Genomic DNA, 24,346 nt, shown 5'->3' with positions numbered 1-24,346 from the left:
CTACACTCCGACGCAAGACCAGGAGGTGCGGATGCCAGCGGAGGATTCAGCGGGCCGCCGGCGGCGCGGCCCGTCGATGGCGGACGTGGCGCGGCTGGCGGGGGTCTCGGGGCAGACCGTGTCGCGGGTCGCGAACGACCGGAACAACGTCGACGCGGTCACCCGGGACCGGGTGCAGGCCGCGATGCGCCAGCTCGGGTACCGCCCGAACAGCGCCGCCCGCGCGCTGCGCAACGGCGAGTACCGCAGTATCGGCGTGATCGTCTTCGAGCTGCACAGCTTCGGTACGACGCGGACGCTCGACGCGATCGCCACCGCGGCCACGATCAGCGGGTACGCGATCAACCTGGTCCCCGTGCTCGACGTCACGCAGAGCGCGGTGACGAGCGCGTTCAGCCGCCTCGGCGAGCAGGCCGTGGACGGCGTGATCATCCTGATCGAGGCGCACACGCTGGACGAGGCCGGCGTACGGCTCCCGCACGGGCTCCCGGTCGTGGTGGTCGACTCGAGCGCCCACTACGACTACCCGATCGTCGACACCGACCAGCGGCAGGGGGCGCGGCTCGCGACCGAGCACCTGCTCGGCCTGGGCCACGCGACGGTCTGGCATCTCGGCGGCCCGCCGACCTCGTTCGCCGCTGACCGGCGGCGGCGGTCGTGGGAGGCGACCCTGCTCGATCACGGCCGGGAGGTGCCGCCGGTGTTCGATGGGGACTGGACGGCGACCTCGGGGTACGAGGCCGGTCGGCAGCTGGCCGTCAACGCGGAGGTGACCGCGGTGTTCGTCGCGAACGACCAGATGGCGCTCGGGCTCCTCCGCGCGCTGCACGAGCACGGCCGGGATGTGCCCGGCGACGTGAGCGTGGTGGGCTTCGACGACATGGAGGAGGCGGCGCATTTCTGGCCGCCGCTGACCACGATCCGGCAGAACTTCGTCGACGTCGGCCGGTTGAGCGTCGATGCGCTGATCCGCGAGATCCACGCCGGTGAGCACCACCACGAACCGGTCGCCGTCGCCGCCAAGCTCGTCCACCGCAGCAGCACGGGCCCGGCCCCCGGCCGCTGACTTGCACACCCTCCGGGGACCTTGCACACCTTATGAGCTGTTCAAGGTCCCCGTTGCTTGTCCAAGGTCAGACGGCGACGGCGTCGCCGGCCAGGACGGCGCGCATCAGGGCCGCTGTTTCGGTGGGGGTCTTGCCGACGCGGACGCCGGCGGCCTCCAGGGCTTCCTGCTTGGCGGCGGCGGTGCCGGACGAGCCGGAGACGATCGCGCCCGCGTGGCCCATCGTCTTGCCCTCCGGCGCGGTGAAGCCGGCGACGTACCCGACGACCGGCTTGGTCACGTTCTCCTTGATGAACGCGGCCGCCCGCTCCTCGGCGTCGCCGCCGATCTCGCCGATCATCACGATCGCGTCGGTGTCCGGGTCGTCCTGGAACGCCTGCAACGCGTCGATGTGCGTGGTCCCGATGATCGGGTCACCGCCGATCCCGATCGCGGTCGAGAACCCGAAGTCGCGCAGCTCGTACATCATCTGGTACGTCAGCGTGCCGGACTTGCTGACCAGTCCGATCCGGCCGGGCCCGGCGATGTCGGCCGGGATGATGCCGGCGTTGGAGCGTCCGGGACTGATGATGCCGGGGCAGTTCGGCCCGATGACGCGGGTTCCGGACGCCTGCGCGGCGGCGAAGAACGCGGCGGTGTCGTGCACCGGCACACCCTCGGTGATCACCACGACGAGCGGGATCCCGGCGTCGATTGCTTCGAGCACGGCACCTTTGGTGAACCGCGGCGGGACGAACACCACCGACACGTCCGCGTCTGCCGCCTGCACCGCGTCCGCGCACGAGCCGTAGACCGGGATCGACCGCTTCGCGAAGTCCACGGACTGCCCGCCCTTGCCGGGCGTCACGCCGCCGACCACGGTGGTGCCCGCGGCGAGCATCCGGCTGGTGTGCTTCTGTCCCTCGGACCCGGTCATGCCTTGCACGACGACCCGGCTCTTCTCGGTCAGGAAGATCGCCACGTCAGTTTCCCTTCTCTGCGGCGAGCTCGGCGGCCCGGGCGGCGGCGCCGTCCATCGTGTCGACCACGGTCACCAGTGGATGGCCGGCCTTGGTGAGGATCGCGCGGCCCTCGTCGACGTTGTTGCCGTCCAGCCGGACGACGAGCGGCTTGTCGGCCCGGTCGCCGAGCACGGAGAGCGCCTGCACGATGCCGTTCGAGACCGCGTCGCAGGCGGTGATCCCGCCGAAGACGTTCACGAACACGCTGCGCACCTGCGGGTCGGACAGGATGATCCCGAGCCCGTTCGCCATCACCTCGGCCGACGCGCCGCCGCCGATGTCCAGGAAGTTGGCCGGCTGCACGCCGTACGGCGAGCCCGCGTACGCGACCACGTCGAGCGTGGACATCACCAGGCCCGCGCCGTTGCCGATGATGCCGACCGAGCCGTCCAGCTTCACGTAGTTCAGGCCCTTGGCGTGTGCCTCGGCCTCGAGCGGGTCGGCGGAAGTCTTGTCGTCGAAGCCTGCGTGATCGGCGTGCCGGTACGCCGCGTTGTCGTCGAGCGTGACCTTGCCGTCGAGCGCCTCCAGCGATCCGTCGCCGAGCTTGACCAGCGGATTCACCTCGACCAGTGAGGCGTCCTCGGCGACGAACACGTCCCACAACCGCCGTACGACGGTCGCCGCCCCGGCCGGGAAGCCGGCCGCCGCGACGATCTCCGCGGCCTTCGCGTCGTCGACCCCGACGGCCGGGTCGATCCGCACCTTTGCGATCGCGTCCGGAGTGGTGTGCGCGACCTCCTCGATCTCCACGCCGCCTTCGGTGCTGGCGATACAGAGGTACTCGCGGTTCGCGCGGTCGACCAGGAACGAGAGGTAGTACTCCTCGGCGATGTCCGCGGCCGGCGCGAGCAGGACCCGCCGCACGGTGTGGCCCTTGATGTCCATCCCGAGGATCTCGCCCGCCCGGGCCGTCGCCTCGTCCGGGGCGGCGGCCAGTTTCACGCCGCCGGCCTTGCCGCGGCCGCCGGTCTTCACCTGTGCCTTCACCACCACGCGCCCGCCGAGCTCGCGGGCCGCGTCCGCCGCGTCGGCGGGGTCCTCGATCACCCGTCCGAGCGTCACCGGGACGCCGTGCCGGGCGAACAGTTCCTTCGCTTGGTACTCCATGAGGTCCACGTCGCCTCCCTGAAAGTGTGGTGACGACTGTATGCGGTATGCAATCTGCTCACAAGACCCGCCCAGGTCTGGACAGGCCGGGACGGGAGGAGTACCACAGACTTCATACGGTATGCAGTAGTCAGGAGGCGACATGAATCACGTGAAGCCCACTCCGCGCGATGTCCGTGACGTCTACGGCCGGCGGTACCGGATCGGCGAGGACGCCCGCGAACTGACCGGCCACTCGCGCCGCTGGCAGCTCTGGGCGGCCTGGTCCTGCATGGTCGCGATCAGTCCCTTGCAGTACTCGTTCGGCACCGCGGCGCTCGGCCTGTCGTCGGACCGCGGCTGGGGTACGGCGCGGACGCTCTGGTTGCTTGCCGTCTTCGTCGCGTGCCAGGCTCTGGTCGCCGTCCCGGCGGCGTGGGCTCAAAGGGCACGGCGGGCCACGCCCACGCAGCTCGTCGTCGGGGGCGGGGTGTTGTCGGCGATCGGCCTCGTCTCGCTCGCCCACGTCGACGCGTACGCCGCGGTGGTGGCCGGCTACTCGCTCCTCGGCGGCACCGGGGCCGGCCTCGTGTACGCCGCTTGCATCACCACGTCGGCGCGCTGGTTCCCGGACCGGCGGACGGCGACGATCGGATTCGTCACCGGCGGCTTCGCGGTCGGCGCCGTACCGAGCATCTTCCTGCTGACCTGGCTGGACGAGTCGCTCGTCTTCGACCTGACCGCTCTGGTGGCGGTACTGGTCGTGCTGGTCGCCGGTGGCCTGCTGAAGGATCCGCCGCGGCACTGGTGGCCCGCGGACATCGACGCGCAGGCGTGGGCCGTCGACCGGAAGCTCAACCGCAGCATCCCGAACAATGCGCCCGCGGTCCGGCACTATCGTCCGGCGGAGGCGATGAAGACCGGCGCACTCCCGCTCATGTGGTTGCTGCTGGCAATCAGTACGGCGTTGTCGTTGCTCGGCATCGGTTTCGTCGCCGGCTATGCGGTCGACACCGGCCTCGGGATGGCGACGGCAGCCTGCGCGGCCGGACTGCTTGCTGCCGTCAACGGTCTCGGGCGGTCGTCGGCGGGCCACTTGTCCGACCGGTTCGGTCGCCGTCGCGTGCTCGCCGCCGTCCTGATGGTCGAGGGATTCGCGCACATGGGACTGGTGGTCGCAGGACCTGGGTGGGCCTTCGTGGTGTGCGCGATGTTCGCCGGCCTCGGTGGCGGCGCGTTCTACGCGATCATGGCCAACCTGGTGCTCGAGTTCTTCGGGGAGAACAGCCTGCTCCAGAACCAGGCGATCCTGTACTCCGCGAAGGCCGCCGGTGGCCTGGTCGGTATCGGCGTCGCTGCCTCGGTGATCGCCGTGGTCGGGTACCGGCCGCTGTTCCTCGGTGCGGGCCTGCTCGGCGTACTGACCGCACTGAGTGTGCGGCTCCTCAAACAACCCGGTCGTCCCGCGCTGCCCGTCCGCCCTCAGCTCGGCACGCCGGTGGCGGGCGAGTGAACGGCTACGAAAAGGTCCGGCGACCCGATCCGTGCGTGATGGAACTTGTCTCCCGTCTGGCACGCGAGCCGTGGACCGATCGTCCTGCCTGCGTACATCCAGTACTGAGTGCAGTGGCGCGGGTCGCCCATGATCACAGCACTCGCGCCGGTCGCCGCGACCTGTTGGCGCTCGCGCCGCGCTTCCTCGACACCAACCGGGTGGGCTACGAGTCGTCCGCCCGGTTGGTCGCGCTGTGTGTGTCCACCGCGCTGACGAGCGGCGAGCTCCTGCGTGACGAGCGCCGCCGCCTGACCACGGCACATCAGACGGCATTGCACCTGCTCGGTTCACGCGACAGTCCTGGGGGACCGGCGCGGTGGTGGTTGCCGGTGCTTTCGCCGTTGAAGTGGAGCGAGCCGTTCTACCGCTCGTTCGTCGCCACGGAACATGCGGCCGAGGCGGTGGCGATCACCGCCCGCGCGGCCGATCCCGACGTCCGCCTGCGAAGCCTGCTGAAGCTGTGTCTCGCAAGTCAGCCCAAGCCCTCGTGCTCGGCGTCGGCCCAGAAATCATGGTCGTAGTCGTCGTCCGGGATCACCACGAGGTCGTGCCGGCGTGGGGCACGGACCTGCTGCTCGAGCCGCCGCAGGTCCGCCGTGCAGCGCTCCAGATCGTCGAGCAACCGCAGGACGTCGAGGTGCGGACCGAGGCGATTCCTCAACGTCATAAGGGATTTCTCCAGCGCGAGCAGCGCGGCGCGGGTCCGGTCGAGTTCGTCGGAAATCGTCATCACAGCCTCCTGGGTGCGAACTCTGGACAACCACCGCGGCCTGGGATAAGACTACGACTACACCATACGGTATGCAATCTACATCCAAGCCGCTAACCGGCCTTTCCGAGGAGTGACTGCAGATGGCGCAGACAGTGTCGGAGACCCACCCCGTCGCGGAAGTCAAGGAGCCGGAGACGATCTCCGGGGGTCACCTCGTCGCGAAGGCCTTGAAGGCCGAGGGCATCGACGTGATCTTCACGCTCTGTGGCGGTCACATCATCGACATCTACGACGGCTGCGTCGACGAAGGCATCGCAGTGGTCGACGTACGGCACGAGCAGGTCGCGGCGCACGCGGCCGACGGGTACGCGCGGGTCACCGGCAAGCCCGGGTGTGCGGTCGTCACCGCCGGCCCCGGCACCACCGACGCGGTCACCGGTGTCGCGAACGCGTTCCGGGCCGAGAGCCCGATGCTGCTGATCGGCGGCCAGGGCGCGCTGAACCAGCACAAGATGGGGTCCCTGCAGGACCTGCCGCACGTCGACGTGATGACGCCGATCACCAAGTTCGCCGCGACCGTGCCGCACACCGCGCGGGCCGCGGACATGGTCTCGATGGCGTTCCGCGAGTGCTACAACGGCGCGCCCGGCCCGTCGTTCCTCGAGATCCCGCGCGACATCCTGGACAACTCGGTCCCGGTCGAGTCCGCGACCGTCCCCGAGGCCGGGCACTACCGGGCCTCGACGAAGAGCATCGGCGACCCGGCGAGCATCGAGGCGCTGGCCGATCTGCTGGTGCGGGCCGAGAAGCCCGTCGTCCTGCTCGGCAGCCAGGTGTGGACGTCGCGCGGCAGCGAGGCGGCGGTCGACTTCGTCCGGACGCTCGACATCCCGGCGTTCATGAACGGTTCGGCCCGCGGCACCCTGCCGCCCGGCGACCCGCACCACTTCCACCTGGCCCGCCGGTACGGCTTCAACAACGCCGACCTGATCCTGATCGTCGGGACGCCGTTCGACTTCCGGATGGGCTACGGACGCCGGCTCCCGAAGAGCGCGACCGTCGTCCAGATCGACCTCGACTACCGCACCGTCGGCAAGAACCGCGACATCGACCTCGGCCTGGTCGGCGACCCGGGAGCGATCCTGGCCGCCGTCACGCAGGCGGCCTCGGGCCGGGTCCGGAAGACGGACCGCAAGGCCTGGTTCGCGGAGCTGCGCGCCGAGGAGGACGCGGCGTACCAGAAGCGGCTGCCGCGGCAGCTGTCGGACGCGAACCCGATCCACCCGCTGCGACTCGCGCACGAGATCAACGAGTTCCTCACCGAAGACTCGATCTACATCGGCGACGGCGGCGACATCGTCACGTTCTCCGGCGGCGTCGTGCAGCCGAAGTCGCCCGGCCACTGGATGGACCCGGGCCCACTCGGCACCCTCGGCGTCGGCATCCCGTTCGTGCTCGCCGCGAAGTACGCGCGACCGGACAAGGAAGTGGTCGCGCTGTTCGGTGACGGCGCGTTCTCGCTGACCGGCTGGGACTTCGAGACGCTGGTCCGCTACCGGCTGCCGTTCGTCGGTGTCGTCGGCAACAACTCCTCGATGAACCAGATCCGCTACGGCCAGGAAGCCAAGTACGGCAAGGACCGCGGCCGGATCGGCAACACTCTCGGCGACGTGAAGTACGACGAGTTCGCCCGGATGCTCGGCGGGTACGGCGAGGAGGTTCGCGACCCCGCCGACATCGGGCCGGCGCTGCTCCGGGCCCGCGAGTCGGGGCTGCCGTCGCTGATCAACGTCTGGGTCGACCCGGACGCCTACGCCCCCGGAACCATGAACCAGACCATGTACAAGTAAAGGGGACCCGTCATGACCAAGGCCCTCGAAGGTGTCCGTGTTCTCGACATGACTCACGTGCAGTCCGGACCGTCCTGCACCCAGATCCTCGCCTGGCTCGGCGCCGACGTGATCAAGCTCGAGGCTCCGACCGGCGACATCACCCGCCAGCAGCTGCGCGACCTGCCGGATGTCGACAGCCTCTACTTCACGATGCTGAACTGCAACAAGCGCAGCATCACGCTGAACATGAAGTCCGACCGGGGCAAGGAGATCTTCACCGACCTGGTGAAGAACTCCGACGTCCTGGTGGAGAACTTCGCGCCCGGCGCGATCGACCGGATGGGTTTCACCTGGGACCGCCTGCAGGAGATCAACCCCGGGTTGGTGTTCGCGTCGATCAAGGGCTTCGGACCCGGCCGGTACGAGAATTTCAAGGCCTACGAGGTGGTCGCCCAGGCGATGGGCGGCGCGATGAGTACGACGGGGTTCGAGGACGGACCGCCCACCGCGACCGGTGCGCAGATCGGCGACTCGGGCACCGGCATCCACCTGGTGGCCGGCATCCTCGCCGCGCTGTTCCAGCGGACCAGCACCGGCAAGGGCCAGCGGGTCACCGTGGCCATGCAGGAAGCCGTCCTCAACCTGACCCGGGTCAAGCTGCGTGACCAGCAGCGGCTGACGCACGGCCCGCTGCGCGAGTACCCGAACGACAACTTCAACGGCGAGGTGCCGCGGTCCGGGAACGCGTCCGGCGGCGGCCAGCCCGGCTGGGCGCTGCGCTGCGCTCCGGGCGGGCCGAACGACTACATCTACGTGATCGTCCAGCCGCCGGGCTGGGCGCCGATCGCCCAGCTGATCGGCAAGCCGGAGCTGGCCGAGGACCCGGACTGGGCGACGCCGGTCGCGCGGCTGGACAAGCTCGACAAGATGTTCGCGCTGATCGAGCAGTGGACCGAGCAGCACTCCAAGTTCGAGGTGATGGACAAGCTCAACGCGCTGAACGTGCCGTGCGGGCCGATCATGTCCACCGCCGAGCTGATCGCGGACGAGACGCTCGCCGACCTCGGCGCGGTGGTCGAGGTCGAGCACCCGCAGCGCGGCACGTTCAAGACCGTCGGCTGTCCGATCAAGCTGTCCGACTCGCCGGTCGAGGTGCAGACCTCGCCGGGCCTCGGCGAACACAACTCCGTCGTCTACGGCTCGCTCGGCATCTCCGCGGCCGAGCTCGACGACCTCAAGACCGCCGGCGTCATCTGAAGGGAGAGTTCCGCAATGACCTATGACAAGGCAGCAGTCCGGACCATCCTCGACCAGGCTCTGGCGGACGGCCGCACCTCGCTGAGCGCGCCGGAGGCCAAGCTGGTCGCCGACGCGTACGGCATCCCGACGCCGGGCGAGGGACTGGCCACGACTGCCGAGGACGCCGCCGGCCTCGCGGCCGGGATCGGGTTCCCGGTCGTCCTGAAGATCGTCTCGCCGGACATCCTGCACAAGACCGACGCCGGCGGCGTGGTGGTCGGCGTCGACAGCGCCGACGCGGCCCGGGACGCCTTCGACAAGATCCTCGCCAACGCGCGGGCGTACCGGGCCGACGCCGAGATCACCGGCGTCCAGGTCCAGAAGATGCTGGTCACCGGCGGTGACGTGCAGGAGGTGATCGTCGGCGCGGTCACCGACCCGACGTTCGGCAAGGTGGTCGCGTTCGGGCTCGGCGGCGTCCTCGTCGAGGTACTGAAGGACGTCACCTTCCGGCTGGCTCCGCTCGGTGACGACGAGGCCCGGGCGATGATCGACGGGATCGGCGCGCACGAGATGCTCGACGGCGTCCGCGGCGCCCGGCCGGTCGACAAGGACGCTCTCGCCGACCTGGTCCGGCGACTGTCCGACCTGGTCACCGACTTCCCGCAGTTCGCCGAGGTCGACCTGAACCCGGTGCTCGCCGGGCCGGACGGCGCCACCGCGGTGGACGTCCGGATCATCGTCGACGCGGAGGCCGGCAAGCCGGTCGAGCGGTACAGCTCCGAGGAGATCCTGGCCGCGATGACCCGGATCATGAAGCCGCGCGCGGTGGCCGTGATCGGGGCGTCCAGCGAGGACGGCAAGATCGGCAACTCGGTGATGAAGAACCTGGTCAACGGCGGGTACGCCGGGGACATCTACCCGATCAACCCCAAGGGCGGCGAGGTGCTCGGGCTGAAGGCGTTCCCGAGCATCCTGGACGTACCGGGCGAGGTCGACGTCGCGGTGTTCGCCGTACCGGCCAAGTTCGTCGGCGGGGCGCTCGAGCAGTGCGGCCAGAAGGGTGTCGCCGGCGCGATCCTGATCCCGTCCGGCTTCGCCGAGACCGGCGAGCAGGAGCTCCAGGACGAGGTCGTCGCGATCGCCCGCAAACACAATGTCCGCATTCTGGGACCGAACATCTACGGCTACTACTACCTGCCGGAGAACCTCTGCGCGACGTTCTGCACGCCCTACGACGTGAAGGGCGGCGTCGCGCTGTCGTCGCAGAGCGGCGGCATCGGGATGGCGATCCTCGGCTTCAGCCGGTCCAGCCGGATGGGAGTTTCCGCGATCGTTGGGGTAGGCAACAAGGCCGACATCGACGAGGATGACCTCCTGACGTTCTTCGAGAGTGATGACAACACCAACCTGATCGCCATGCATCTTGAGGATTTGAAGGACGGCCGGGCGTTCGCCGAGACGGCGGCCCGGGTGTCGAAGAAGAAGCCGGTCGTCGTCCTGAAGGCCGGCCGTACCTCCCTGGGCGCGCGGGCGGCCAGCTCGCACACCGGCGCCCTGGCCGGCGACGACAAGGTGTACGACGACATCCTGCGGCAGAGCGGTGTGGTCCGGGCGCCGGGGCTGAACGAGATGCTCCAGTACGCCCGCGGCATCCCGCTGCTGCCGACGCCGAAGGGCGAGAACGTCGTCATCATCACCGGCGCGGGCGGTTCCGGCGTCCTGCTGTCGGACGCCTGCGTGGACGCCGGGCTGACGCTGATGGACATCCCGTCCGACCTGGACGCGGCGTTCCGGACGTTCATCCCGCCGTTCGGCGCGGCCGGCAACCCGGTCGACATCACCGGGGGCGAGCCGCCCTCGACGTACCGGAACACGATCGCGCTGGGGCTGTCCGACGAGCGGATCCACGCGCTGATCCTGGGGTACTGGCACACGATCGTGACGCCGCCGATGGTGTTCGCGGAGCTGGTCGCGGACGTGGTCGAGGAGTTCCGGGCCAAGGGCATCGACAAGCCCGTGGTCGCCTCGCTGTCCGGCGACGTCCAGGTCGAGGAAGCCAGCCAGTACCTGTTCGACCACGGTGTGGTCGCGTACCCGTACACCACCGAGACCCCGGTCCAGGTCCTCGGTGCCAAGTACCGCTGGGCCCGCAACGCCGGGCCGCTCGGCATCAGTTGATTGGAGGAAGCAGTCCGCGGGGGTGTGGTAGTCCGCTAGTTGGCGTCGATCTAAGGAGTCCGCCTTGGACGTCACGAGCAAGACCTCAGAAGTACCCGAAGAGCCGGCGGCCGCGGTCACCGAACAGGTGTGGAAAGCAGGCCGGCTCGAACCGATGCCGATCCGGAAGCTTCCGGACGCACCGCCCTCCCTGCACATCCTCGGCCCGACCGTCTTCCTGGTCGCGCTGGGGGTGGGTATGGGGGAGTCGTACATGTGGCCCCGGCTCGTCCTGGTGTTCGGGCCGGACATCCGCTGGCTGTTCATGGTCGGTGTCACGTTGCAGGCGTTCGTGCTGCTGGAGATGGCGCGGTACGCGATGGCCACCGGGGAGAGCATCTTCTTCGGCGCGGCCCGGATCTTCAAACCGCTGATGTGGTTCTTCTACGCGGCGGCGATCCTGATCTACATGTGGCCGGGCCATCTGTCCGCCGGCGCGGCCGCCTTCGAGGAGATCTCCGGCATACCCTGGCAGGTCACCGCGTGCGTGGCTCTGGTGTTCGTCGGTGTGCTGTTCAGCCTGCTGTCGGTGATCTACAACTTCCTCGAGAAACTGCTCGGCCTGCTGATCGGGCTGCTGGTCGTCGGTACGTCGGTGATCGCGGCGCTCGTCGGCAGCTGGGACGACCTCGGCCGGACGGTGTCCGGGATGTTCGCGTTCGGGTACTTCCCGGACGAGGCGATGACGTCGGCCTGGTTCCCGGTCGTGGTCGGCTCGATCGCGTTCGCGGGGCCGTCCGGGATGCAGCAGATGTGGTACACGCTGCAACTGCGCGACAGCGGCGCCGGTATGGGCGCGCACATCCCGAAGATCCGCGGCCTGCGGGCGGCGGACGAGGCGGAGTCGATGCCGTCGCGCGGGTTCATGTTCGACACCGAGGACCCGGCCGAGCTGGCGAAGTGGAAGGGCTGGCGCAAATGGGTGACGTTCGACGCGCTGCTGCTCTTCTGGGGCATCACGATGCTGGTCACGATCTCGTTCACCGTGCTCGCCATGTCGGCGGCCCGGACGAACCCGAACGTCGCCTCGCTGATCGAGGGCGGCGACCGGGAGGCGGCGCTGAAGGCGATGTCGGACGCGTTCGCGTCGGCCGGCTCGCCGATCCTCGGCACGTTGTTCTTCGCCTTCATCGCGCTGATCGGGCTGAACGCGACCCTCGGTCTGTTCGACTCGTTCTCCCGCGGGCAGGCGGACATGACGTACTACTTCGTGCCGGGCGCCAAGCGGTTCTCGATGTCACGGCTGTACGCCGGGTTCCTGTGGGGCGTGATCCTGTTCGGCATCCTGATCCTGCTGTTCGGCCCCGCCGACGGCCCGGCCGGGATCCTGGACACGCTCGCGTTCCTGTCCACCTTCGCGATGGGCGCGTACTGCATCGTGCTGCTGCTGACCAACAACATGCTGCTGCCGAAGAAGATCCGTCCCGGCCCGGTGCGGAACGTGATCATCGGCTTCGGAGCGGTGTTCTACCTCGGCATGCTGTTCTACTGCCTGTTCCGCTTCGGCGTGGCTGTGGGCTGACATGGCCGATCCGAAGCAGTTGGCGGAGTACTCGGTCCCGGCCCTCGCGGTCGGTGCCGCGGCGGGGTTGATCGCCGGTGGACTGGCCGTGTTCGTCGGCCAGCCCGCCGGCTGGGCGGTGCTCACCGGGCTCGGGCTCGGCGTACCGCTGATGCTGTTCGGGTCCGGGTACGCCGTCCTGGTCGCGCTGGGCAAGGTCCCCGCCGGGGTGTTCGCGCCGGCGGCGGTCTACTGGGTGATCGCGTTCCCGCTCGCACTGCTGGTGCACGCGGTCGTCACCGAATGGGTGGTCGCCGGCACCCCCGGTCTGCCCCCGGAACCGTGGAAGTTCCTCGCCTTCCGTGCCCTGGTGAGCATGGGATTCGCGATCGGCTTCCTCTGGATGCACGAACAGATCGGCCGCCTGTGGTGGCCGCACATCCTCGACCGCAACATCTACGCCCGGCGCGTCGTCGAGCAGTACACCCACCTGGCCGCTGCCCTGGAAGCCCGCAAGGCGGCCACCGGCCGGCTGCGCAGGAAACGCGCCACCTGACGCTCGAGGCGGTGCTCGTCCGGCGGGAGTGATCCGGCCAATCACTCCCGCCGGGTGATCCCGAAGCGGCCCGGATCGGACAGAGTCGGGGCCGGGGCCGGGCGACCAGCCTGGCGGGCAGGGGGAGCCTCGGATGACCATGGGGGAGACCGCAGTCGGATTGGCGGTGGCGGCCGCCGTGGACCCGGTGCCGTGGGCGCGGGCCCAGATGGCATTCACGCTCGCCTTCCACATCATCCTGGTGCCGCTCGGGGTGTCCTGGGCGTTCATGACCCTGATCGCCAACTACCGGGCGGTACGGCACGACGACCACGACGCGCTGGTGCTCGCGCAGCGGTGGTCGAAGTACATGGCCGTGACGTTCGCCGTCGGCGCGGTCACGGGGACCGTGCTGAGCTTCGAGTTCGGCCTGCTCTGGCCGCGGTTCATGGGCACCTGGGGCGAGGCGTTCGGGATCCCGTTCGCGTTCGAGGGCCTGTTCTTCTTCACCGAGGCGATCTTCGTCGCGATCTACATCTTCGGCTGGCGCCGGCTGAAACCGTGGGCGCACTTCTGGACCGGGGTGCCGATCCCGGTCGCCGGCGTCTTCGGCTCGATCTCGGTGGTCGCCGCGAACGCGTGGATGAACGCGCCGGCCGGCTTCACCATGAACGCGAACGGCGAGATCACCGACGTCGATCCGGTCGGGGTGATCTTCAACGACTCGATGCCGCTGCAGGCCGCGCACATGGTGATCGCGGCGTACCTGGTCGGCGGGTTCCTGGTCGCGTCGGTGTACGCGACCGGGATGCTGCGCGGCCGGTCCGACCGGTACCACCGGCTCGGGTTCACGATCGCGTTCACGGTCGCTGCGGTGGCGACTCCGGTGCAGATGGGGGTCGGCGACGCGCTGGCCCGGTGGGTGTACAACAACCAGCCGGTCAAGTTCGCCGCGATCGAGCTGGTGCCGGCGACGGGTTCCGACGTACCGGAGAGGTTGCTGGGCCGGCTGACTCCGGGCGGCACGGTCTCCGGCGGCATCCCGATCCCGGGGCTCGCGTCCTGGCTGTCGGATCCGAGCACCGGCCGGGCGACCGTCGTCCAGGGGCTGGACAGTGTGCCGGCCGACGAGCGCCCGACCGTCCGGGAGACGAACGTCGTCCACACCGCGTGGGACGTCATGGTCGGGCTCGGCACCGCGCTGTTCCTGTTGTCGGTGTGGTACGGCGTGGTCTGGATGTTCCGTCGCCGGATGCCCCGGGGGAAGTGGTTCCTGCGTGCCGCGGCCTGCGCCGGCGTGCTCGCCGTGATCACGATGGAGGCGGGCTGGATCGTCACCGAGGTCGGCCGGCAGCCGTGGATCGTCTACCAGCGGATGAAGGTCGAGGAGGCGGCGACCGCGAACACCGGTGTCTGGATCACCTTCATCGGCGTGTTCGTGCTGTACGCCGCGCTCGGCGTGACGCTGATCCTGGTGCTGCGCGGGATGAGCCGGCGCTTCCGCCGGGCGGGCGGCTTCGTCGAGGGTGACACGCCGTACGGACCCACGGAGGACGCGAGCGAGCAGGTCGAGGAGGCCGCCGGGAAGCCCGTCGAGGAGCGGACGCCGTGAGTACCACGATCGCGGTCGTGCTGCTCGTCGCGCTGGCCACGTACGCCGTGTTCGGCGGCGCCGACTTCGGCGCCGGGTTCTGGGACCTCGTGGCGGGCGGACATCACCGCGGCGCGGAACCGCGGGCGGTGATCGAGCGCTCGATCGGTCCGGTGTGGGAGGCCAACCACGTCTGGCTGATCTTCGTCTTCGTCGTCACCTGGTCCGCGTTCCCGGCGGCGTACCAGTCGATCATGCTGACGTTGTTCGTCCCGCTGACCCTGGCCGCGCTCGGGATCGTGCTGCGGGGTGCGAGTTTCGCTTTCCGTAAGGGGGTCGTGTCGCTGCGGTACCGGCGGATCTTCGGCGGGGCGTTCGCGGCGTCGTCGGTGATCGTGCCGTTCTGCATGGGGGCGATCGCCGGCGGTATCGCGTCGGGGCACGTGCCGTCCGGCGGCGAGGCCGGCGACCCGGTGGACAGCTGGCTGAACCCGGCGTCCCTGGTGACCGGGGTCCTCGCCGTCGCGGTGGCGGCGTACCTGGCGGCCGTCTACCTGGTCTGGGACGCACGGCATTTCCGCGAGTTCGCGCTCGCCGAATACTTCCGCCGCCGGGCCGTCGGGAGTGCGATCGTCGCGGCGGTGGTCGCGGTGGCGGGCCTGTTCGTCCTGAACTCCGAGGCGCCGCACGTCTTCGACGGTCTGATGTCGAGAGCGCTGCCGGCCGTGATCCTCAGCGTGCTGTGCGGATTCGGCGCGCTGGTCCTGTTGATGCGGTACGCCGCCCGCGGCGCGCGGGTCCTCGCCGTCCTCGCGGTGGCCGGGATCATCGTCAGCTGGGGAATCGCCCAGTGGCCGTACCTGCTGCCGGACAGCTTGACCGTCTCGGCGGCCGCCGCACCGCACGGCACGCTGGTCACGTTGCTCGTGGCGGTCGGGCTGGCGGTGCTGATCGTCGTGCCGGGCTTCGTCCTGCTGTACGTGCTCGACCAGCGTGCGCTGCTTCCCGAGGAAGGCGCCGAGGACGCCGGTGACCGGCCAATCACCTCTGGCGGGTGATTCGTCGTTCCGTCCGGCCGCAGATCGTGGGAGATAGGCCCGCGACGCATCCCGACTGTGAAGGAGGCCTTGCCATGTCCTCGTCGCCGTTCCCACCGATCGCCGACTACGCGTTTCTCTCGAACTGTCACACCGGTGCCCTGGTCGCCCCGGACGGGTCGGTCGACTGGCTGTGCCTGCCGTCGTTCGACGCGCCGAGCGTGTTCGGCAATCTGCTGGACCGCGGCGCCGGGTCGTTCCGGTTCGGTCCGTACGGGATCAACCAGCCGACCGCGCGCACGTACGTCCCGGGCACGAATGTCATGACGACCACGTGGCACACCCCGGCCGGGTGGCTGCTCGTCCACGACGCGCTGACGATGGGCCCTTCGCACGGCCCGGACACGGTCACCCCGCACACCCGCCCGCCGGCCGACGACGACGCCGACCACCTGCTGGTCCGGACCGTCGAGTGTCTCGAGGGATCGGTCGAGATCGAGCTGGTCTGCGAACCGGCCTTCGACTACGGGCGGGTCCCGGCCGAGTGGGCGATGGTCGGCGACGACGCGCACGCCGCGGACGCGTCCGGGGCCGGCCGGACGTTCCGGTTGCGCACCGACATGCTGATCGGGATCGAGGGCGGCTCCGCCCGGGCCCGGCACGTCATCTCCAAGGGCGAGAAGGCGTACTGCGTGCTCTCGTGGGCCGACGGCCTGGCCTCGCCGGCCGACGTGGCCGACGCGGACGCCCGGATCGCCGCGACGGTCCGGTTCTGGCGCAACTGGCTGGCCCGGGCCCGGATCCCCGACCACCGGTACCGGCATCCGCTGGAGCGCTCGGCGCTGACCATCAAGGGCTTGACCTACATGCCGACCGGAGCCACGATCGCCGCGCTGACCACCTCGTTGCCGGAGACGCCGGGCGGCGAACGCAACTGGGACTACCGCTACACCTGGATCCGGGACACCACGTTCACCCTGCAGGCGCTGCACTACCTGAACCTGGACTGGGAGGCCAACGAGTTCATGCAGTTCGTCGCCGACCTGGAGCCCAACCCGGACGGCGCGCTGCAGATCATGTACGGCATCGACGGCCGGCGTGACCTGGCCGAGTCGACCCGCGACGACCTCACCGGCTACGAGGGCGCCAGCCCGGTCCGGATCGGCAACGGCGCCTACAACCAGCGGCAGAACGATGTCTTCGGCGCGGTCCTGGACTCGGTGCTGCTGCACAGCGTCCGGAGCAAGCGACTGCCCCGCCGGCTCTGGCCGCTGGTCGAGTCGCAGGCCCAGTGCGCGATGTCGTCGTGGCGCGATCCCGACCAGGGCATCTGGGAGGCCCGCGGCGAACCCCAGCACTACGTGTCCTCCAAGCTGATGGGCTGGGTGGCCCTGGACCGGGCGTCCCGGCTGGCCCGGATCCGCAACGACGACGACCTCGCCGAGCTGTGGGCGAAAACGGCCGACGAGATCCGCGAGGACATCCTCGAGCACGGGGTCAGCGACCGCGGCGTCCTGCGCCAGCACTACGACACCGACGCCTTGGACGCCTCGACCCTGCTGGCGCCGTTGTTCGGCTTCCTGCCGGCCGGCGACGACCGGATCCGGGCGACCGTCGAGGCGATCGACAACGAGTTGACCGAGAACGGGTTCGTCCTGCGCTACAAGACCGACCAGACCGATGACGGGATGTCCGGCAAGGAGGGCACCTTCCTGATCTGCTCGTTCTGGCTGGTCTCGGCGCTCGCGATGATCGGCGAGACCGAGCGGGCCCGCAGCCAGCTGGAGCGGCTGCTACGGATCGAGTCGAAGCTCGGCCTGTATGCCGAGGAGTTCGAGGTGGACCGGGCGCGGCACCTGGGCAACTTCCCCCAGGCCTTCTCGCACCTCGCCTTGATCGGCGCGGCGGGCCGGATCATCCTCTCCGACATCCGGCAGGAGCTGGCGCTGTGAACGAGCAGGCGCAGGACGGCCCGCACGTCGTCGTCCTCGGCGGCGGGCTCGGCGGGGTCGCGTGCGCGCACCGCCTCGGGGACGAAGGGGTCCGGGTGACGCTGGTCGACCGCAACGACTACCACCAGTTCCAGCCGTTGCTCTACCAGGTCGCCACCGCGCAGCTGCCGGCCGAGGACATCGCCCGGCCGCACCGGACGATCTTCCGCGAACACCCGACGGTCGAGGTCCGCACCGCCGAGGTCGCGCAGATCGACGCCGACGGCCTGAGCCTGACGCTGACCGACGGAACCCGGATCACCGGATCGCATCTGGTCGTCGCGGCCGGGGCGCGACCGGAGTACTTCGGGGTTCCGGGCGCGGCCGAGCACGCCTTCGCCCTGTACTCGGTCGCCGACGCCGAGCGGCTGCGGCTCCACGTGCAGTCGCTGGTCCGGACCGGCGCCGAGCCGGACGCGGACGAGGGCGAACTCGACATCGTGGTCGTCGGCGGCGGCCCGACCGGTGTCGAGATCGCCGGGGCGCTCACCGAGCTGATGGCCGCACTGGCGGCGACGGAACGGATCCCGCGGCCGGGGCGGATCACGCTGGTCGACCGCGGCGACGCGTTGCTCGGTGCGTTCTCCGACAAGTCGCACGAGTACGCACACGAGCGGCTCACCGAACAGGGCGCCGAGCCCAGACTCGGGACCGGGGTGTCCGCCGTGCACGCGGACCGCGTCGAGTTCGACGACGGGTCGTCGATCCGCACCCGGACGGTCATCTGGGGCGGCGGCGAGTCGGCCGCTTCGGTGGTGGCGGACGTGCCGGGGCTCCCGACCGGCCGCGGCGGCCGCGTCGACGTACTGCCGGACCTCACGGTCGAGGGGCATCCGCACGTCTACGCGGTCGGCGACGTCGCGAACATCCCGGGCAAGGACGGCACGATCCTGCCGCAGCTGGGCTCGGTCGCGCAGCAGTCCGGTGCCTGGGCCGCTGCCAACATCCTGCGGGAACTGCACGGGGACAAGGCCAAGCCGTTCCACTACAAGGACAAAGGCATCATGGCGATGATCGGCCGGAACGCGGCCGTCGCCGAGGTCGGCCGGCATCGGCACCAGGTGGAGGGCCCGGTCGCGTTCGCGGCGTGGCTCGGCGTGCACGCGATGCTGCTGAGCGGTGCGCACAGCAGGACCGACGCGTTCCTGTCCTGGGCCTGGGACTACTTCGACCGTGACCACGCCGCGACCGTCGAATGGGAGACCAGACCGGAGCGGATCGCCTGGGGTGACGAGTCCGCCGACGTTCCGCACATCGTCCTGGACCGGGGCGACCCGACCGTCGCCGCTCGCCGCGACTGAGGAGAACAGCCATGTCCGAGCACTACGACGTCGTCATCGTGGGATCAGGAGCGGGCGGCGGCACGCTCGCACACCGGCTCGCGCCGTCGGGCCGGCGGATCCTCGTCCTGGAGCGCGGGGACTGGCTCCCGCGGGAGGCCGAGAACTGGGACGCCGAGGCCGTCTTCGTCGCCAACCGGTACGTCTCGACGGAACGGTGGTTCGACCGCGAGGGCAAGCCGTTCCAGCCCCAGGTGCACTATTTCGTCGGCGGTGCGACCAAGTTCTACGGCGCCGCGCTGTACCGGCTGCGCGAGCGGGACTTCGGCGAGCTCAAGCACCACGGCGGTGTCTCGCCGGCCTGGCCGATCTCCTACGACGAGCTGGAGCCGTACTACACCCAGGCCGAACAGCTCTACCAGGTACACGGTGCCCGCGGCGAGGACCCGACGGATCCGCCCGCCTCGGCGCCGTACCCGTTCCCGCCGGTGTCGCACGAGCCGCGGATCCAGAAGCTGTTCGACGACATGGCCGCGGTCGGGCTGCACCCGTACCACGCGCCGTGCGGCGTGATGCTGGACGAGAGCCGGCCCGCGTTCAGCCCGTGCGTCCGGTGCGCGACCTGCGACGGGTTCCCGTGCCTGGTGCACGCGAAGTCGGACGCGGACGTGATCGCGGTCCGGCCGGCGATCGCGCACGACAACGTGACACTGCTACGCAACGCCCTCGTACGGCGCCTCGAGACCGACGCCGCCGGCCGGACGGTGACCGCGGTCGTCGCCGAGGTCGACGGCGAGGAACAGCTGTTCCACGGCGACATCGTCGTCCTGTCGGCGGGCGCGGTGAACTCCGCACGGATCCTGCTCGCGAGTGCAGGCGAGCGGCATCCGAACGGGCTCGCGAACGGGTCCGACCAGGTCGGGCGCAACTACGTGTTCCACAACAGCCGGGCGTTCCTGGCGGTCTCGACCGAGAAGAACGACACCCGGTTCCAGAAGACGCTCGGGCTGAACGACTACTACTTCGGCGACGCCGACTTCGACTACCCGATGGGCAACCTGCAGATGGTCGGCAAGTCCTCGGCCCCGATGTACCGCGGCGAGAAGCCGGTCGAGACACTGCTCGCGCCCCGGTTCGCGCTGCGCGACGTCGCCGAGCACGCCGTCGACTTCTGGCTCTCGGTCGAGGACCTGCCCGCTGCGGACAACCGGGTCACGCTCGACAAGGAGGGCTCCGTCGTCCTGAGCTACACGCCGAACAACACCGAGCCGATGACGCAGCTGTACCGGCGGGTCAAGAGGAATCTGGGCCGCCTCGGCATGCACCCGAACCACCTGATCCCCCGCAACGTCTACATGAAGAACGACATCCCGTTGGCAGGGTGCGCGCATCAGGCCGGGACGGTCCGGTTCGGGCACGATCCGGCGACCTCGGTGCTGGACACCAACTGCCGGGCGCACGAGGTCGACAACCTGTACGTCGTCGACACCAGCTTCTTCCCGAGCATCGGCGCGGTGAATCCGGCGCTGACCGCGATCGCGAACGCGCTGCGAGTCGGTGACCACCTGCTGGAGCGCCTCGGCTGACCCTCCGGAATCAGTCCGGGATCAGCTGGGGATCCAGGGCTGCCGCCAACCGCCGTACCCGGCCGGCACCTCGCGGGCCGCGGCCGGGCCCCAGGTTCCGGGCTGGTACGTGTGGATCGGCGTCGGTGCGTCGAGCAACGGCTGCATCACCCGCCACTGCTCCTCGACGGCGTCCTGGCGCGTGAACCGGGTGTTCTGGCCCGTCATCGCCGCGTGCAACAGCACCTCGTACGGCGTCGGACCCTCGCCGCCCTCGTCGACGAACTCCGTCTCCAGTTCGATCGGCGCGATCCGCGCCCGGTCCGCACGGTGCGCGTCGATCTGGACCCGGACCCCGGTCAACGGGTCCAGCTTGATCACCACCTGGTTCGGCTCGGCGACGTGTCCGCGCGGTCCGAACCCCAGCCGCGGCGGGCGCTTGAAGACCAGCCGGAGTTCGGTCTGGGTCGCCGGCAGCCGTTTACCGGTGCGGATGAAGAACGGCACGCCGGCCCAGCGCCAGTTCTCGATGTCGAGCCGAAGCGCGGCGTACGTCTCGGTGGCCGAGCCGTTCGCGACCCCGTCGATCGCGAGGTAGCCGTCGTACTGACCACGGATGTAGTGCGCCGGATCGGCATCCTCGACCGCGCGGAACAGCGCGACCTGCGAGTCCTTCAGGGTGCTCGGGTCGCCGCGCGACGGTGGCTCCATCGCGGCCGCCGCGACCACCTGCATCAAGTGATTGACCACGACGTCGCGCAGCGCGCCGACCGGGTCGTAGAAGTGGCCGCGGTCCTCGACCCCGAAGCTCTCCGCCATGGTGATCTGCACACAGTCCAGATAGTTGCGGCTCCACAGCGGCTCGAGGACGGCGTTGGCGAACCGCAGGTACAGGATCTCCTCCAGCCCCATCTTTCCGAGGTAGTGGTCGATCCGGTACAGCTGCGACTCGTCGAGGTACTCGTGCAGCGTCGCGGCCAGCTCGCGCGCCGACTGCTGGTCGTGGCCGAACGGTTTCTCCACCACGACGCGGGCGCCGGTGGTCAACCCTGCCTCGGACAGTCCCTGGATCACCCGGCTGAAGAGGAAGGGCGGGATCTCGAGGTAGAAGACCGGTGTCCGCGCACCCTTGATCGCCGCGCCGACCCGCTCGTACACCTGCGCGTCGGTGAAGTCGCCACCGACGTACGACAGCCGATCGGCGAGGCTGTCGAAGACCGCCTTGTCGATCGTGACGCCCGTGCCCTCGATCGACGTCCTGGCGCGCTCGACCAGCTGGTCCACGGTCCAGTCGTCGGCCGCCACCCCGACGATCGGGCAGTCGAGCAGACCGCGCGCTTCGAGTTGGTACAGCGAGCGGAACGTCATCACCTTGGCCAGATCACCGGTGATCCCGAAGATCACCAGGACGTCAGCGGCGTTCGCGTCGGTTGCCGTCTGTGCCATGACTACCTCGCCTCCGCTCTCAGGCCGCTCGCGGCTGCCGGCCCGGGATCTGGTTGCGCTGAGTCGCACTCGCCACCCAGTGCCCGATGTCGAGAAGAGCGGCCAGCCCGATCCAGAACCAGTCGAATCCGTGGAGCCCCCCGGGAGCCCACAGGAACAGGTAGATCAGGGTCGTGAACGGCAGGAAGATGATGCCCAGCAGCGGCCACAGCCAGGTACTGAACGCCGCGTCGACCCGCTCCGGCCGAGCGACCCAGACGATGAACACCCCGAGCCGCGGGAACAGTCCGGCCATCAACGCGAACAAGCACCCCATCAGATCCCCCCTGACGCCCTCCGACCGCCACCCGGCCAGACGTCGAACCATCCTCGCCGCCACCCGCCCCGCCCGAATCATCCGCGACGGGTGATTCGACACCGTCCGGCCGGCAGCGACGTCAGTTCACCGTGCGGCGGCGCCGGCGGGGAGCGGCTTCGTCGGGACTTTCCGCGGGCTCCGTCGCGGCCTGGAGGTCGTGGTAGGCCTTGCGGGTGTGTTCGGTGTGTTCGCGCATGATCTGGGCGGCTTTGTCCTCGTCGCCGTCGCTGATGGCCTTGACGAGGCGGTTGTGTTCGCGCCAGGAGGCGGCGCCGCGGACGGGGGCGACGGGGGTGTAGTACCAGCGGACACGGCGGTCGACCTGGGCGGCGAAGTCGACCAGGAAGCGGTTGCCGGACATCTGGGTGATCAGGCTGTGGAGCTCGGCGTTGGTGCGGACCGTGCCGTCGATGTCGCCGGCTTCCTGGTACGCCGTGCCGACCTTGCACAGCTCGCGCAGCTTGGCCACGTCGTCCTTGGACGCGTGCCGGGCCGCGAGGCGCGCCGACTCCGACTCCAGGGCGGCGCGGGCGGCGAGCAACTGGTCGACCTCGTCCTCGGCCGGCACATGCACCATCGCGCCGAACCCGGGGCGCAGGTCCACCCAGCCTTCGTTGTTCAGCCGCTGCAGGGCCTCGCGCACCGGCTGCCGCGAGACGCCGAGCATGCCGGCGAGCTCGACCTCGACCAGGTGCCGGCCGCGCTCCAGAGTGCCGTCGATGATCATCTCGGTGAGGGCCTCGTACACCGATTCCCGCAACGGCTGCGGCCGCTTGACGTGCCGCACACCGGCCGGTTCCGCACCCGCCCCTGGGCCTGCGCTGATGGTCGTCATGAGGTCCCTTCCGGTCCTACAGTCATGGCACTTGGTAGACAGTCTACCAAGTGCCATGACCTGACATATAGATCCGGCAGCAGATGTTCTGTGCCGGAGTCAGGCGGCCGACTCGCCGGCCGCCCGGCGGTCGTCGTCGTGGGTGCCGCGGGCGTCCCCGGCCGTCAACTTGGCGAGCTCCGCGTCGAGATCGAGCGGGGTGCTCAGCTCCTGCAGCTCCGGGGCATCCGGGAACTGCGGCCGCGCCGCCAGAGCACCGAACCTACGCGTGAAGATCATTGCTATCCTTTCCTGAATTCTGCCTTCTGTATACATTCAACCAGCCGTACTCACCGGTTATGCCCACGTCTCACGTGATCCCCGTTACGTACGCCGTGATCCGGCTTACACCGTGTCGAGGACGACCGGCCGCGTAGTACTACGGTTCCCCGGTCAGATGCCGGTGGTCAAAGACTTGGTTGCTATGTCGAGATAGCCCGAATCCATCAGGTGCACGTCGAGCAGGTCGTCGAGGGCCTTCTGTACGCCGGCCTGGCGTGCGACGTCGAGGAGCGCGCGGGCGAGGACCGGCTCGGGGCTGCGGGCGGCGATCACCAGGCCGACGCGCGGGCCGTGCGCCGGGCGCTTCAGGGGGACGACGCGCATGCCGTCGGGTACGCCGAACATGTGCAGCCAGGCGTGTGAGATGACCGTCGACCAGTGGTTGCCGTGCAGGTGGCTGTAGAGACCGGAGACCGTGTCGCTCTCGATCGACGGTGTCGCGGTGACGCCGTCGTCGGTGAAGTAGCCGTTCATGATCCGGCGGTTGCGCATGTCGGGGGAGAGCAGGCACAGCGGCAGTTCGGCGACCTGCGCCCAGGTCGCGACCGGCAGGTCGGCCAGGGCGGTGTCCTTCGGGGTGAGCAGTAGGTACCGCTCCTCGTACAGTGGCGTCTTGCGCACCTGGCCGAGCGTGTCGTCGTCGAGGTACGTCATCGCGACGTCCAGCTCGAACTCGGCGAGCTTCTGGGTGATGTCGCGCGACGACAGCGACTCGAGCGTGACGCGGGTGTTCGGGTGCCGCTCGCAGAACGGGGTGGTGAGCAGCGAGACGACCGGCATCGCGGTCGGGATCGCGCCGAGCCGGAGCGTGCCGTTCAGGCCGCCGCGCATCATCGACAGCTCGTGCCGCAGCGCGTCCTGCTCGGCGAGGATCCGCTGCGCCCAGAGCAGGACCCGTTCGCCCTCGGGGGTCAGCCCCTCGAAGCGCCGGCCGCGGCGCACGATCGGTACGTCGAGCTCCTGCTCGAGCTTGCGGATCGCGGCGGACAGTGACGGCTGGGAGACGTAACAGGCGTCCGCGGCGCGGGCGAAATGCCGCTCGCGGGCGAGGGCGACGAGGTACTCCAGCTGGCGGAGCAGCATCAATGTCCCCGGGCCGGTGTGCAGTCGCCTGTATACATAATCCAACTGTAGTGAGACCGGTCGCGCACGGAAAGATCCCGGCCTACTGT

Annotated in this window: 21 protein-coding genes; 13 read left to right on the top strand and 8 right to left on the bottom strand. The window is 69.6% G+C overall.

Features of this window, described 5'->3' with window-relative positions; all coding sequences use genetic code 11:
• Positions 1-31 precede the first annotated feature (31 nt).
• Positions 32-1,066: a LacI family DNA-binding transcriptional regulator gene (locus tag ABZW60_RS34850; RefSeq protein ID WP_355484238.1), complete on the top strand. Its 1,035-nt coding sequence runs from the start codon at positions 32-34 to the stop codon at positions 1,064-1,066.
• 67 nt (positions 1,067-1,133) lie between these two features.
• On the opposite strand, the gene sucD is transcribed toward ABZW60_RS34850, so the two are convergent.
• Together sucD and sucC are read right to left on the bottom strand one after the other, a co-directional pair.
• Positions 1,134-2,027, bottom strand: coding sequence for a succinate--CoA ligase subunit alpha (gene sucD, locus ABZW60_RS34845; protein WP_355484236.1), 894 nt, complete (start codon positions 2,025-2,027; stop codon positions 1,134-1,136).
• Position 2,028: 1 nt separating this feature from the next.
• Positions 2,029-3,186: an ADP-forming succinate--CoA ligase subunit beta gene (gene sucC / locus ABZW60_RS34840; RefSeq protein WP_355484234.1), complete on the bottom strand. Its 1,158-nt coding sequence runs from the start codon at positions 3,184-3,186 to the stop codon at positions 2,029-2,031.
• A 133-nt stretch (positions 3,187-3,319) separates the two neighbouring features.
• Between sucC and ABZW60_RS34835 the strand changes: the two genes are divergently transcribed.
• Both ABZW60_RS34835 and ABZW60_RS34830 read left to right on the top strand, forming a co-directional pair.
• Positions 3,320-4,669: an MFS transporter gene (locus tag ABZW60_RS34835; RefSeq protein ID WP_355484232.1), complete on the top strand. Its 1,350-nt coding sequence runs from the start codon at positions 3,320-3,322 to the stop codon at positions 4,667-4,669.
• Positions 4,666-5,232 carry a hypothetical protein gene (locus tag ABZW60_RS34830; protein WP_355484230.1) on the top strand — a complete coding sequence of 189 codons (567 nt, stop codon included), beginning with the start codon at positions 4,666-4,668 and terminating at the stop codon, positions 5,230-5,232. Before ABZW60_RS34835 ends, ABZW60_RS34830 begins: the two co-directional genes overlap by 4 nt.
• Here ABZW60_RS34830 and ABZW60_RS34825 read toward each other — a convergent pair.
• Complete coding sequence (locus ABZW60_RS34825; protein ID WP_355484228.1) at positions 5,184-5,441, bottom strand: hypothetical protein; 258 nt, start codon at positions 5,439-5,441, stop codon at positions 5,184-5,186. The two genes, ABZW60_RS34830 and ABZW60_RS34825, sit on opposite strands and share 49 nt — an antisense overlap.
• A gap of 122 nt (positions 5,442-5,563) precedes the next feature.
• Here ABZW60_RS34825 and ABZW60_RS34820 point away from each other — a divergent pair, with 122 nt between their 5' ends.
• From ABZW60_RS34820 to ABZW60_RS34775, 10 genes are all read left to right on the top strand, one after another.
• Positions 5,564-7,273 (top strand): thiamine pyrophosphate-binding protein, encoded by a 1,710-nt coding sequence (locus ABZW60_RS34820; protein ID WP_355484227.1) that lies wholly within the window; start codon positions 5,564-5,566, stop codon positions 7,271-7,273.
• Between the two features lie 12 nt (positions 7,274-7,285).
• Positions 7,286-8,512, top strand: coding sequence for a formyl-CoA transferase (gene frc / locus ABZW60_RS34815; RefSeq protein ID WP_355484225.1), 1,227 nt, complete (start codon positions 7,286-7,288; stop codon positions 8,510-8,512).
• A 15-nt stretch (positions 8,513-8,527) separates the two neighbouring features.
• Positions 8,528-10,675, top strand: a complete 2,148-nt coding sequence (locus ABZW60_RS34810) for an acetate--CoA ligase family protein (protein ID WP_355484223.1) — start codon at positions 8,528-8,530, stop codon at positions 10,673-10,675.
• A gap of 64 nt (positions 10,676-10,739) precedes the next feature.
• On the top strand, positions 10,740-12,236 hold the full coding sequence (locus ABZW60_RS34805) for an Nramp family divalent metal transporter (RefSeq protein ID WP_355484221.1): 1,497 nt from the start codon (positions 10,740-10,742) through the stop codon (positions 12,234-12,236).
• A gap of 1 nt (position 12,237) precedes the next feature.
• Entirely contained in the window at positions 12,238-12,771 is a 534-nt protein-coding gene (locus tag ABZW60_RS34800; protein ID WP_355484219.1) for a hypothetical protein, read from the top strand.
• 133 nt (positions 12,772-12,904) lie between these two features.
• Positions 12,905-14,362 (top strand): cytochrome ubiquinol oxidase subunit I, encoded by a 1,458-nt coding sequence (locus ABZW60_RS34795; protein WP_355484217.1) that lies wholly within the window; start codon positions 12,905-12,907, stop codon positions 14,360-14,362.
• Positions 14,359-15,399 carry a cytochrome d ubiquinol oxidase subunit II gene (locus ABZW60_RS34790; RefSeq protein ID WP_355484215.1) on the top strand — a complete coding sequence of 347 codons (1,041 nt, stop codon included), beginning with the start codon at positions 14,359-14,361 and terminating at the stop codon, positions 15,397-15,399. Before ABZW60_RS34795 ends, ABZW60_RS34790 begins: the two co-directional genes overlap by 4 nt.
• A 74-nt stretch (positions 15,400-15,473) precedes the next feature.
• Positions 15,474-17,330 (top strand): glycoside hydrolase family 15 protein, encoded by a 1,857-nt coding sequence (locus tag ABZW60_RS34785; RefSeq protein WP_355484213.1) that lies wholly within the window; start codon positions 15,474-15,476, stop codon positions 17,328-17,330.
• On the top strand, positions 17,327-18,670 hold the full coding sequence (locus ABZW60_RS34780; protein ID WP_355484211.1) for an NAD(P)/FAD-dependent oxidoreductase: 1,344 nt from the start codon (positions 17,327-17,329) through the stop codon (positions 18,668-18,670). The genes ABZW60_RS34785 and ABZW60_RS34780 overlap by 4 nt, the downstream gene beginning before the upstream one ends.
• An 11-nt stretch (positions 18,671-18,681) precedes the next feature.
• Positions 18,682-20,235, top strand: a complete 1,554-nt coding sequence (locus ABZW60_RS34775) for a GMC family oxidoreductase (RefSeq protein ID WP_355484209.1) — start codon at positions 18,682-18,684, stop codon at positions 20,233-20,235.
• Between the two features lie 21 nt (positions 20,236-20,256).
• On the opposite strand, the gene zwf is transcribed toward ABZW60_RS34775, so the two are convergent.
• From zwf to ABZW60_RS34750, 5 genes are all read right to left on the bottom strand, one after another.
• Complete coding sequence (gene zwf / locus ABZW60_RS34770) at positions 20,257-21,660, bottom strand: glucose-6-phosphate dehydrogenase (RefSeq protein ID WP_355484208.1); 1,404 nt, start codon at positions 21,658-21,660, stop codon at positions 20,257-20,259.
• Positions 21,661-21,679: 19 nt separating this feature from the next.
• Positions 21,680-21,976 (bottom strand): hypothetical protein, encoded by a 297-nt coding sequence (locus tag ABZW60_RS34765; RefSeq protein WP_355484206.1) that lies wholly within the window; start codon positions 21,974-21,976, stop codon positions 21,680-21,682.
• A gap of 121 nt (positions 21,977-22,097) precedes the next feature.
• A complete protein-coding gene (locus ABZW60_RS34760) occupies positions 22,098-22,853 on the bottom strand; it encodes a GntR family transcriptional regulator (protein ID WP_355484204.1) in 756 nt (251 codons plus the stop codon).
• Positions 22,854-22,952: 99 nt separating this feature from the next.
• Positions 22,953-23,132: a hypothetical protein gene (locus ABZW60_RS34755; RefSeq protein ID WP_355484202.1), complete on the bottom strand. Its 180-nt coding sequence runs from the start codon at positions 23,130-23,132 to the stop codon at positions 22,953-22,955.
• Between the two features lie 153 nt (positions 23,133-23,285).
• A complete protein-coding gene (locus tag ABZW60_RS34750) occupies positions 23,286-24,257 on the bottom strand; it encodes a LysR family transcriptional regulator (protein WP_355484200.1) in 972 nt (323 codons plus the stop codon).
• Positions 24,258-24,346: the final 89 nt, after the last annotated feature.

The organism is Kribbella sp. NPDC003557 (assembly GCF_040610805.1).
Lineage (GTDB): Bacteria > Actinomycetota > Actinomycetes > Propionibacteriales > Kribbellaceae > Kribbella.
The sequence above is the reverse complement of the archived record's forward strand: the minus strand, read 5'-3'. Positions and strand labels throughout refer to the sequence as shown.